This is a genomic window from Pseudomonas sp. H11T01 (genome assembly GCF_048515765.1).
GTDB lineage: Bacteria > Pseudomonadota > Gammaproteobacteria > Pseudomonadales > Pseudomonadaceae > Aquipseudomonas.
In genome coordinates this window covers 56,052-67,139 of sequence record NZ_JBLYED010000023.1, presented here as the reverse complement: position 1 = coordinate 67,139, position 11,088 = coordinate 56,052, and the positions used below count along the sequence as shown (strand labels likewise).

Genomic DNA, 11,088 nt, shown 5'->3' with positions numbered 1-11,088 from the left:
ATGAAGTGCAGCCAAGGGTTCACGCTGATCGAAGTGGTGGTCACGTTGGCGCTGATCGGGCTGCTCGCGGGTATCGCTGCGCCCCTGACCGAAACCGTGGTGCGGCGGGGCAAGGAGCAGGAACTGAAGACCGCGCTGTATCAGATTCGCGATGCCATCGATGCCTACAAGCGTGCGTCCGATGCCGGGTACATCGAAAAGTCCGTCACAAGCAACGGCTTTCCGCCCAGCCTGCAGGTGCTGGTGGACGGGGTGCGTGACATGCGCAGCGCCAAGGGCGCCAAGTTCTATTTCCTGCGACGTCTGCCGCGTGATCCCTTCGTCACGGCCAAGCACAACGACAGGGACGCCTGGGGACTGCGCTCCTATGACAGTTCTGCCCAGAGTCCACATGAAGGCGAAGACGTTTTCGACGTGTATTCGCGGGCCCCAGGCAAAGGCCTCAACGGCATCGCCTACAAAGAGTGGTGAACGTATGCGCCAGAGCAAAGGTTTTACCCTGATCGAATTGTTGGTGGTCATGGCCATCATCGCCACGCTGATGACGATTGCCGTGCCGCGCTACTTCACCAGCCTGGAAAACTCCCGTGAAACCACGTTGCGCCAGAGCCTGGCGGTGATGCGCGAGGCGCTGGATCACTACTACGGCGACACCGGGCATTATCCCGATTCCATCGACCAGTTGGTGGAGCAGCGCTACTTGCGCAGCCAGCCGCTGGACCCGATCACTCAACGCAAGGATCTCTGGGTACTGGTGTCACCACCGGGCGGCGTTGCCGGCGGGGTCGCCGATGTCAAGAGCGGAGCTACCGGGAGGGCGCGTGATGGCAGCCTCTATTCGGAGTGGTAGTGGGCAACGTCAACAGGGGTACACCTACCTGGGCGTGCTGTTTCTGATCATCTTGATGGGCGCGGCATTGGCCAGCACCGGCCAGGTCTGGTCGAACGTCGCCCGCCGCGACCACGAGCGCGAACTGCTCTGGGTCGGTAATCAGTACGCCCAGGCGCTGCTCAGTTATTACCACAGTTCGCCGGGCCTGGCGCAGTACCCTGAAAAGCTGGAAGAACTGCTCGAAGATCATCGCTTTCCGTTCCCCAAACGGCACTTGCGCCGGCTCTATCCGGACCCGATCGGCAGCACCGGTGAATGGGGTTTATTGCGTGGTTTCGACAACCGCATTACCGGTGTCTACAGCCAGTCCCAGGAGCAGCCGCTGAAGCAGGCTGGCTTTCCCATCGAATGGGTCGATTTCAACGGCATGAACCATTACTCAGACTGGCAGTTCGTCGCGCAAAAAGGCTTCCTCGACAACGCGGGTGGCGCGGCGACAGGCTCGTCCAGTCCGCTCAGTCCGCTGAGTCCGCTGAGTCCGTCCAGTCCGATGAGTCCGATGAGTCAATGAGGAACCGGACAAGGCAAAACCGTGTTGGCGGAAAGGCTCTGGGCGTGATGGCGGCCTTACAGCCGGCCTAAGGTCATGTGCCCGGCGCCTCATTACTTTAAGCCGACGGGCACTCCTTCTGCCTACACCTTCACCGAATGCTCGCGATCCAGCATTTTTTCGACCAACAACAACCCTAACTCCATGAGGCTATAGATCGCCAGGGCGAGGTTGCGGTGTTTGCCTTCCAGGTCATCGGACAAATCCAGAGTCAGGGTGCTGGCCGAGCAGAAGGTTTCATAGGCGTGGGCCAGCAAGGCTTCGGGGTTGATGTCCGGGGCGACGGTGAAGAACTGCGGCGGACGGTCGTTGATTGCGCGTGGCTTGTCCGATGGCGGCGGGGTCAGGTAGTGATCGAGGGGCTGTTGTACGGCCTCGTGGAGCTTTTTCGAATCGAGAGATTCGTCGGGCGAAACGTTTGGGGTTTCGGGGGGATTGGGGGTGACTTTAAACATTTTCTCGGATCCTTAATGTTGGAGCTGCCACCGATTCGCGACTAAACGAAGGGGTGGCGGCTGTACGCAGGTTAGTCGACCGGGGATCCAAGAAACCGGCGCGCCCGAGGGCGCCCTGCGCACAGCCACCATCAAGTGCAGGGATAGGAAATACCTGACTGATTGGAGCGCTATGCACCTTGGAAAACCACGGGCGACTAAACCCGATCGCTGATGGGCAGCGACTGGAGAACCTTAGTAGCGTGGGGCAAGGTGCACAAGCGGGGCGATTCTGGGGGATGTGTAGGCAATGGCGCAAGTTGGTGTAGTGCAGTGGAGGGTCAGAGACTACTAATCTGAGATCTGGAAAATCTGCTGCACCGTCCGGCCTTTCTGAGTTTTGGCACCCACCGCTTCGCCACCCTAAGGGAGCGCTCATGATCGCTGAAGAATCAACGGAGCGGCGCAGTCTTGCCGGGACTGGGTGGCTGCCCCCTGGGTTGGGGGACAAACGGGGGCGGACGAAGCCGACGCAGCGCTGCGCATTGAGCTATAACCAATGCAAATGCCCCCGGAACATCCATCATGCAGACACACGAGCACGCTGCCTCGCTCGATCCGGAAGCGACCAAAGAGCAACCCGATGAAGCGCAACAGCGCTTCATCCTGCTGCGCTGGTTTTCCTGGGTAAGCCTGGTCGTCGTTGGCTCGGTGGTACTGGTGCTGGGGGGGCTCTCCACCCGCTTTGTGGTGGTTGAAAGTGTCCAGCGTGATGCGTTGCTGACTGCCCAGTTCATCCAGGCCATCGCTTCGACGGAGGTGCGGTACGTCTCGATACCGAACGTGCGGACCATGGGTGAGTTGCTCGATCCGCGCCAGGACAAGGACTACCCCGACATCGTCGTGCAAGAGCGGATGAGCTCGCGTTGGCAGTTTTTCGACCATGTCGAGCATTTGCCGGACGTGTTGCTGGCCAACGTTTACGCGCCTGACCGGACGATCATCTGGTCGACCAATACGCAGTTGATTGGCCAGCGGATCATCGATGACGCTGATCTCGAGGAGGCCTTTCGTCTCAAGACCAATGTTTTCACCAGCTACCATGACATCGACCACGCCCGGGCGGAGCAGAAATTTCCGGTTGCCCCGGAGTTGTTTTTCATCGAGAACTACATTCCGCTCTTCGATGTCGACGAAAACAAGGTCATGGCCATGGTCGAGGTCTACAAGGAGCCCAAGGATCTGATTATCCGAATGACACGCGGGCTGATCCTGGTCTGGCTGGCGACGCTGCTGAGTGGCGCGCTGATCTATTTCGGTCTGTATTGGCTCATGCGCCGCGCCGCGGATTTGCTGGCCGCACAGCAGAAGCAACTGATCACCAATGAAACCTTCGTCGCCCTCGGCGAGATGTCCTCGGCGGTCGCCCATAGCCTGCGCAATCCATTGGCGTCCATTCGCTCGAGTGCCGAGTTGGCACAAGACATTGAAACCGGTCCGGCGCACAAGAACATCACCGACATCGTCAACCAGGTAGACCGCATGTCGAAATGGGTTCGCGAGCTCCTGCAGTCGCTACGCCCGATCAATGAAGAGGCCGACGCGGTGGATCTGGTGGCCACCGTGCGTGACAGCCTTCAGGCATTCGAACAACAGATCGCCCGAGCCAGGGTTCAGGTGAACTTCGAACCCGGGCAGGTGCCTTTGGTGCTCAGCCAGGAGGTATTGCTCAGTCAGATACTCAACAGCGTCATCGCCAACGCGCTGGAAGCCATGAGCGCGGGCGGGGTGCTGAGCATCGGGATCCAGCAAAACGCCGGGGGTCTGTGGCTGACCCTCACCGATACTGGCAATGGCATGAATGCGCAACAGAAACGCATGGTGTTCAAGCCGTTCTTTACCACCAAACAGGGCGGATTGGGGGTCGGTTTGATGCTGGTCAAACGCATCATGGAGCGCTTCGGCGGTTCGGTCACCTTGAACAGTCGCGAACAGCAGGGCACTTGCGTGAGCCTGCGATTCAAGGTGGCAGCACAAACCCGTTGCTCAACTTAGGTGTAAGTGTTTCCCCGCCTATGGGGCCCATTCCCCAGTTTTCCCCCCTGTTGTTTAGTCTGGATTACTTTCTAATCATTTGTTTTGTATTGATTTTTTGATCTGTACATATTTTGTCACGACTCTGGCGAGGTATTTGCTCAGTTGCATTTACCCCCCGTACGATTTCAGGGTGACAAGGATGGACAGGCAACCGTGTTCAAGCTTTTTTCGAGCCACTGTGTGGCGCCTTTCGGGTGTGATGTTGATGCTGATGGGGTGCCTGGATCTCTATGCCAGTCCCATTGATGACGTCAACCCGCCGTCGCCAACGGATCCGTCCGCGTACAACAATCCTGCCCAGGACCCCGTGAAGGCATTGAACAGCCTGTTGACCATGCCGGAGGCCAACAAGGGCTCGTTCGATTTGCCGAACGGCGTCGAGGGTGACAAGAACACCCCTCGAGCCGAAAATGAACTGCCACCGGCGGTGCAGACCAGCTTCAACTACCCCACCAACGGCAAGCCCAGCCCGCTGTTCGGTGCCCAGCCGTTCACTCAGCAGGTGTTGTTGTTCGAGGAATTCGGCCCGGAGCGTCTTGATCCGACCATCCCGGCCGCAACCATGGCCTTTCCGGTTGCCAGCAAGGGCCCGGCGCCAGAGCAGGATCCGCTCAGCGTCGCGCGTAGCTCCCCGCCCAGCAGTGCCATCGATGCCTTTTTGCGTCAACCGGGGCTGACGCCGTTCCCCAGCCAGTTTTCCAATGTGGTCGATCGCAACCCTTGGCAGGCGCAGATCGAGTACTTTCTCAATCGTCATGTCGGCTCCTCAGCTGAAGGTCGGCCGCCAGGAAAAGGCTGGTCGCATCAACGCTGGAACGAGTTTTATCCGCAGGCGGCCTACAAAACCGTACAGTCTGGCGCGCGGGTCAACGGCGGCGTGCGTGACAGTCGGCAGATGCACGGTTATGCCGTGGGCGAATTCGGTCCCGGCGGGCTGTACCACAACACCGCCGGCTATCCGAACACCGAGGGCACTGCCCGTGGCGTCGATTCGCGCTTTCACCCCAATATGCCGATACAGAATCACAAATCCGTATGGACCTTCGACGGTACGCTGCCACCCAAGCTGTTGATGGTGCGTTACGGCCAGCCACTGCTCATGCGCCATTACAACGCCTTGCCCATCGACCCCGCGGCCAACCATGGTTTCGGTTTGCACACCATCAGTACCCACGAACACAACGGTCATACCCCGGCCGAGAGCGATGGTTATGCCAATGCGTTTTTCTTCCCGGGGCAGTTCTACGACTATCGCTGGCCGATCCAGTTGGCTGGGTATGACAGCATCAATACCCGCGCCGAAGATCCACGGGCGGCGTTCCCTTGTGCGCCGGGCGAGACCCTCTGGGTCAACGACAGCACTCCGGGGCTCAAGACCTGCGACCACGGCACCATCAAGATTCGCGGTGACTGGCGCGAGACCATGAGTACCCATTGGTTCCACGACCATATGCTCGATTTCACCGCGCAAAACGTCTACAAGGGCAACGCGGCGATGATGAACTACTACAGCGCACTGGATCGCGGCAACGAAGCTGTGAACGATGGCGTCAACCTGCGCTTGCCCAGCGGCTCGGCCCTGCCCTGGGGCAACCGCGACTATGACGTTAACCTGATGATCGCCGACAAGGCCTGGGATCAGAACGGTCAACTCTGGTTCAACCCCTTCAACACCGACGGCTTTCTGGGTGATCAGGTCCTGGTCAACTGGCAGTACAAGCCTTACTTGAACGTGCGTGCGCGCAGCTATCGCTTTCGGATACTCAACGGCTCGATATCGCGCTACCTGAAGCTGGCATTGGTACGGGAAATCAAAGGCAGTGGTGGTGAATTCCAGGGACCCAAAGGCTCAGGACTGTCCTACAGCCGGGTACCGTTCCACATGATCGCCAACGACGGCAACCTTATGGAACACAGCGTGCCGTTCGACGGCAGCATGGACCTGGACGGCGATGGCGATAAACAGGACCACAACGCGATCCTCCCGACCCAAGGCATTGCCGAACGTTTCGACATCATTGTCAATTTCGCGAAAAACGGCATCAAGCCCGGTGACAAGTTGTTCCTGCTCAATCTCAAGGAACATGAGACCGGTAAAGGTCCCAAGCAAGATATTCCGTTGGCCGACGTGTTGTCGGAGAAATACCTGGCGGTGATCAAGCAGGGCAGCAAAGGGCCGCAATGGGACAAAGGCGACCCGGCGGTGGGCAAGATCCTACAACTGAACGTCAAGGCTTACACCGGCCAGGATCTGGCCATGGACCCCGCAGCCTACGAACCGGCCAAACCCGGCAAGCCCGCAGGCAGAACCATGATCGAGCTGAAACTTCACCGAGACAATGTGGCCGATATGGACCGGCTCAAACTGGCTCGGCATCGCACCTTTACCTTTGGTCGTTCCGATGGCACCGATCTGGCGCCCTGGACCATCAAGACCGACGGTGGCAAGGGCTTTAACATGGACCCTCGCCGGATCAGTGCGGCGCCCCAATTGGCCCAAGGCCCGAAGGACGCCGGCTTCAGCGGCGACGGCACCCTGGAAGTCTGGAAGATCCAGAACGGCGGCAATGGCTGGAGCCATCCGGTGCACGTGCACTTCGAGGAGGGGATCATTCTCAGCCGCGGTGGCAAGGCCCCGCCGGAGTGGGAAAAGTGGGCGCGCAAGGACGTCTATCGCATCGGCAGCGAAGACGATGGCAAGGATAACGTCGAGTTCGTGATCAACTTCCGCGAGTTTGCCGGCACCTACATGGAGCACTGTCATAACACCCAGCATGAGGACAACTCGATGCTACTGCGCTGGGATCTCGAACACCCTGGACAGTTCCAGTTGATGCCCACGCCGTTGCCGTCCTGGGATGGTGTCAGGTACGTGAACTCCGCTGCGTTGCCGACTTTGCGCACCGGTGATGGATTCGGTCCGCAGGTCCAAGTCAAGGCTGGCAACTAGCCACCGAGGAGGCGATGTCATGCAACTCAATCGTCAGCATGGCTGGACAGTCTGGACGCAGCGAGCCCTGATGCTCCTGACCTGTGCCCTGAGCAGCCTGGCGCTGGCCGATGACGTGCCATCGGCCACGCCCTGGGGGGCGGCCTATTTTCCCAATACATTGCTGACTGATCAGGATGGCCGACAGCTGCACTTTTTCGACGACCTGATCAAGGACAAGGTGGTGGTGATCAACTTCATCTTCACCTCGTGCACCGACTCGTGTCCGCTGGAGACCGCCCGCTTGCGCCAGGTCCAACAGTTGTTGGGCGAGCGGGTAGGGCGTGATGTGTTTTTCTACTCCATCAGCATCGACCCGCAGACCGATACACCGCCGGTCCTCAAACACTATGCGCAGAAGTTCAAGGTTGCGCCGGGCTGGTTGTTCATGACCGGCGACCAGGAAGAGATTACTCAGCTACGGCAAAAACTCGGCCTGTTTATCGAAGGCGTCGACAACGGCCGCAGCAAGGATCACAACCTCAGTCTGATTGTCGGCAACCAGGCCACCGGCCGCTGGATGAAAGCCTCACCGTTTGAAAATCCGTGGATTCTGGCTGACCAGCTGGGCAACAGCCTGCAGAACTGGAAGGTCGCAAGCCAAGAGGGCAGCTACGCCGATGCGCCGCAAATTCGCCCACCGAGCATGGGTGAGGAGCTGTTCCGCACCCGCTGCGCTTCCTGCCATACGTTGGGGATGATGGACGGGCAGGGCATCGGTCTGCGTTCGATAGGCCCCGATCTGTTGGACGTGACCCGTCAGCGCGATCCGCTCTGGCTCAGTCGCTGGATCAGGGAGCCCGACCGACTGCTGGCCGAGAAGGACCCGCTGGCGCTGGAATTGTTCGAGCGTTACAACCGGGTGTCCATGCCTAATCTGCGCCTCGACGAGGCCGCCGCTGCAGCGGTGCTGACGTACCTGCAGGAAGAGACCGACCGCCAGCACCCGCCAGTGGTTCAGGCAGCCGAGACGCATGTGCACCAAATGGATCATATGGATCATATGGATCATTCCGGCCACGAGCCGAAAATCCAGCCTATGATCCAGTAGAGGCAAAATACTATGACTGCGGGCCCTGTTGTAAGTCATGATTTTCTACTGCTGACGGGGCGTCGACTATAAGGTTCTAGGCAAGCATCCAGGACGTACTTTATGCAGATGCTGAAGCACATAAAAATATTCGCCCAGGGACAGTTTAACCTTCTGCACTGGTTCTCCCTGGCCAGCCTGTTCATCATCGCCGCTGTCGCCGTGGGGCTCGGTTATACCTCCACACGTCTGGTGGTCAGTGAGAGTGTCCAACGCGACGGACTGCTGACGGCACAGTTCATCCATACCATAGGCGCAGCGGAAGTCCGACACGTCGGTATGCCGCCAAGCCAGACCATCGGCAGTTTGCTCGATATCCGCGATTTGAGCGCCCAGACCGAACTTGATCGCGATCGCATTATCGCGGCCCGGGGGGAGTTCCTCGACCATATCCAACACTTGCCGGACATTCTGATGGCCACTGTCTATGCCCGGGATCGAACGATCATCTGGTCGACCAACCCGGCGTTGATCGGCGTACGGATCGAGGGCGACGAGGATCTGGACGAGTCGTTCGAATCGAAAGTGCAGGTTTCATCCGAATACCATAAGACCGATGAGGATCGTCAGGAGCAGAAGTTCCTTCGCCAACCCAAGTACCTGTTTATCGAACACTATATTCCGATGTTCGACGCCACCGGTGACAAGGTCCTGGCCACGGTCGAGATCTACAAGGAACCTCAGGATCTGGTTTTGCGTATCCAGCGCGGTTTCAAGCTGATCTGGGTGGCGACGATCCTCGGAGGCTGCCTGATCTATTTCGGACTATTCTGGATCGTGCGGCGGGCCGCGCGGATGCTGCAGGCGCAACAGAAACAACTGATCACCAGCGAAACCTTTGTCGCGCTGGGTGAAATGTCCTCGGCTGTCGCCCACAGCCTGCGCAATCCGCTGGCGACTATTCGATCGAGCGCCGAACTGGCCCAGGAAATCTCCAGTGAGCCTGCGCAAAAGAACATTTCCGACATCATCAGCCAGGTCGATCGCATGTCTCGCTGGGTTCGCGAGTTGTTGGTCTCACTGCAACCATTAAACTCCGATAGCGAGGCAGTCGACCTGGGCCTGGCCATCGAAGAGGTCGCGCAGGCCTTCGACCAGCAAATCAAACGGGCCGATGTCCGGGTCCATCTGTCGATACCAACGCTACCCCCGATCATCAGTCAGCACATGCATCTGGTCCAGATACTCAATAGTCTGTTCGCCAATGCCCTGGAAGCCATGGCGGACGGCGGTGTACTGACGATCGAGGTCGAGCTGCTGGCCGATGGGCACGTGCAAATGACCTTGACCGATACCGGCAAAGGCATGACCCGGCAGCAGGAACGCATGGCGTTCAAACCGTTTTTCACTACCAAGCAGGGCGGCCTCGGGGTTGGCCTGATGCTGGTCAAACGTGTCATGGAGCGATTCAATGGCTCGGTCAGTCTGACCAGCCGGGAACAGGAAGGAACCCAAATAAGCCTGATTTTTAAAGTGGCGGGAGGGGACCGTGGAACACAGTATTCTATTGGTTGAGGATGATCAGCTCCTCGCCGAAAATATTCAGACGTTTCTGGAGCGCAAGGACTTCGAGGTCACCGTCTGCCATTCGGCTGAAGAGGCGCTTGAATGCCTGCAGACCTGTCAGCCAGATGCGGTGCTGACCGATAACTCGCTGCCGGGTATGAGTGGGCACGAATTGATTCAGCGTCTGAGGGTCAGCGCGCCGGACTTGAAAGTGATCATGATGACCGGTTACGGCAATGTCGAAGATGCCGTGACGGCGATGAAAGAAGGCGCCTTTCACTACCTGACCAAGCCAGTGGCGCTGGCGGAACTCAAGCTGTTGCTGGACAAGGCGTTGGCCGCGGACCGTCTGGAGCGTACGCTGACGTTCTATCAGGAACGCGAGGCGCAGAAGTCGGGTGTGCAGGCGCTGATCGGCGATTCTCCGGCGATGCTGGCAATGAAAAACACCATTAGCCAGTTGCTCGACGCTGAGCGGCGCATGGCCAGTGGCGACCTGCCGCCGGTGTTGGTGGAAGGTGATACCGGCACCGGAAAAGAACTGGTGGCCCGTGCGCTGCACTTCGATGGGCCTCGCAGCAAAGGTCCGTTTATCGAGTTCAACTGTGCCTCGATTCCCTCCAATCTTCTGGAGGCCGAACTGTTCGGCCACGAAAAAGGTGCATTCACCGACGCCAAGGATCGCCGGATCGGCCTCGTCGAAGCTGCCGATGGCGGTACGTTGTTTCTCGACGAAATCGGTGAAATGGATCTGATTCTGCAGGCCAAGCTGCTCAAGCTGCTGGAAGATCGCACCATTCGCCGGATCGGCGCGGTCAAGGAGCGCAAGGTCGACCTGCGGATCATCAGCGCGACCAATTGCAACCTCGAACAGATGGTGCAGCAGGGCAAGTTCCGCCGCGATTTGTTTTTCCGTTTGCGGATCATTTCCATCAAGGTTCCGCGCCTGAGTGCTCGCGGCGAAGACGTGTTGACCCTGGCCCGGCATTTCCTGGCCCATCATGGCAAGCGCTATGGCAAACCCAACCTGTATTTCAGCCCCCAGTCGGAGGCACTGATGCGCGGTTACAGCTGGCCGGGCAATGTTCGTGAGCTGCGCAACATGCTCGAACAGACGGTGCTGCTGGCTGCCCATGAAATGGTCGGGCCAAGCCAGTTGAACGTCTGCCTGAGCCTGGTCGACGAGCCGCTGAACCTGCCGACACAGCCTGCGTCTCAACCTCAGTATCAGCCTCAGTATCACTCGGAGGTTTACAGCCACAGCGAGGATATGATCTCCATGAATCTGCCGGAAGTCGAACGGGACATGGTCAGGAAAATGCTCGACAAGACTGACTGGAATGTCACCAAGTCGGCACGCTTGTTGGGCTTGAGCCGTGACATGCTGCGCTACCGGATTGAAAAGCTGGGTCTGGCCCGCCCGGACAAGCGTCAATGGTGATGCCATCTGCTGAGCAGACGCCCTGGCATTTGACGGTGAACTGAGGCGCGGGTATAAACCGCGTCTCGTTGTTTTGTCGGACCTTTGCC

At 58.7% G+C, this 11,088-nt stretch carries 9 protein-coding genes; 8 read left to right on the top strand and 1 reads right to left on the bottom strand.

The genetic code is table 11. The annotated features are described in order from the left end of the window. Genes ACN1C3_RS25580 through ACN1C3_RS25570 form a run of 3 tightly spaced genes read left to right on the top strand, consistent with a single transcriptional unit; the run spans position 1 to position 1,403 of the window. On the top strand, positions 1-471 hold the full coding sequence (locus ACN1C3_RS25580; protein WP_419118529.1) for a type II secretion system protein: 471 nt from the start codon (positions 1-3) through the stop codon (positions 469-471). A gap of 4 nt (positions 472-475) precedes the next feature. Further along, positions 476-850, top strand: coding sequence for a type II secretion system protein (locus ACN1C3_RS25575; RefSeq protein ID WP_419118528.1), 375 nt, complete (start codon positions 476-478; stop codon positions 848-850). Continuing rightward, a complete protein-coding gene (locus ACN1C3_RS25570; protein WP_419118527.1) occupies positions 825-1,403 on the top strand; it encodes a type II secretion system protein in 579 nt (192 codons plus the stop codon). Before ACN1C3_RS25575 ends, ACN1C3_RS25570 begins: the two co-directional genes overlap by 26 nt. 122 nt (positions 1,404-1,525) lie before the next feature. Here the strand turns inward: ACN1C3_RS25570 and ACN1C3_RS25565 are convergent, their stop codons facing one another. Continuing rightward, complete coding sequence (locus ACN1C3_RS25565) at positions 1,526-1,897, bottom strand: DUF6124 family protein (RefSeq protein WP_419118526.1); 372 nt, start codon at positions 1,895-1,897, stop codon at positions 1,526-1,528. Between the two features lie 564 nt (positions 1,898-2,461). Between ACN1C3_RS25565 and ACN1C3_RS25560 the strand changes: the two genes are divergently transcribed. The 5 genes from ACN1C3_RS25560 to ACN1C3_RS25540 all read left to right on the top strand — a co-directional run bounded on the left by ACN1C3_RS25560 (position 2,462) and on the right by ACN1C3_RS25540 (position 10,999). After that, entirely contained in the window at positions 2,462-3,931 is a 1,470-nt protein-coding gene (locus tag ACN1C3_RS25560) for a sensor histidine kinase (RefSeq protein ID WP_419118525.1), read from the top strand. Positions 3,932-4,172: 241 nt separating this feature from the next. After that, positions 4,173-6,923, top strand: a complete 2,751-nt coding sequence (locus ACN1C3_RS25555; protein ID WP_419118551.1) for a multicopper oxidase domain-containing protein — start codon at positions 4,173-4,175, stop codon at positions 6,921-6,923. A 19-nt stretch (positions 6,924-6,942) separates the two neighbouring features. Then, positions 6,943-8,013 carry an SCO family protein gene (locus ACN1C3_RS25550; protein ID WP_419118524.1) on the top strand — a complete coding sequence of 357 codons (1,071 nt, stop codon included), beginning with the start codon at positions 6,943-6,945 and terminating at the stop codon, positions 8,011-8,013. 102 nt (positions 8,014-8,115) lie between these two features. Beyond that, complete coding sequence (locus ACN1C3_RS25545; RefSeq protein WP_419118523.1) at positions 8,116-9,567, top strand: sensor histidine kinase; 1,452 nt, start codon at positions 8,116-8,118, stop codon at positions 9,565-9,567. Further along, positions 9,542-10,999, top strand: a complete 1,458-nt coding sequence (locus tag ACN1C3_RS25540; protein ID WP_419118522.1) for a sigma-54-dependent transcriptional regulator — start codon at positions 9,542-9,544, stop codon at positions 10,997-10,999. The genes ACN1C3_RS25545 and ACN1C3_RS25540 overlap by 26 nt, the downstream gene beginning before the upstream one ends. Positions 11,000-11,088 lie beyond the last annotated feature (89 nt).

Excerpts from the sequence above, each read along its gene's own strand:
- ACN1C3_RS25580 (WP_419118529.1), top strand. The coding sequence starts at position 1 with ATGAAGTGCAGCCAAGGGTTCACGCTGATCGAAGTGGTGGTCACGTTG.
- ACN1C3_RS25575 (WP_419118528.1), top strand. The coding sequence starts at position 476 with ATGCGCCAGAGCAAAGGTTTTACCCTGATCGAATTGTTGGTGGTCATG.
- ACN1C3_RS25570 (WP_419118527.1), top strand. The coding sequence starts at position 825 with ATGGCAGCCTCTATTCGGAGTGGTAGTGGGCAACGTCAACAGGGGTAC.
- ACN1C3_RS25565 (WP_419118526.1), bottom strand. The coding sequence starts at position 1,897 with ATGTTTAAAGTCACCCCCAATCCCCCCGAAACCCCAAACGTTTCGCCC.
- ACN1C3_RS25560 (WP_419118525.1), top strand. The coding sequence starts at position 2,462 with ATGCAGACACACGAGCACGCTGCCTCGCTCGATCCGGAAGCGACCAAA.
- ACN1C3_RS25555 (WP_419118551.1), top strand. The coding sequence starts at position 4,173 with ATGTTGATGCTGATGGGGTGCCTGGATCTCTATGCCAGTCCCATTGAT.
- ACN1C3_RS25550 (WP_419118524.1), top strand. The coding sequence starts at position 6,943 with ATGCAACTCAATCGTCAGCATGGCTGGACAGTCTGGACGCAGCGAGCC.
- ACN1C3_RS25545 (WP_419118523.1), top strand. The coding sequence starts at position 8,116 with ATGCAGATGCTGAAGCACATAAAAATATTCGCCCAGGGACAGTTTAAC.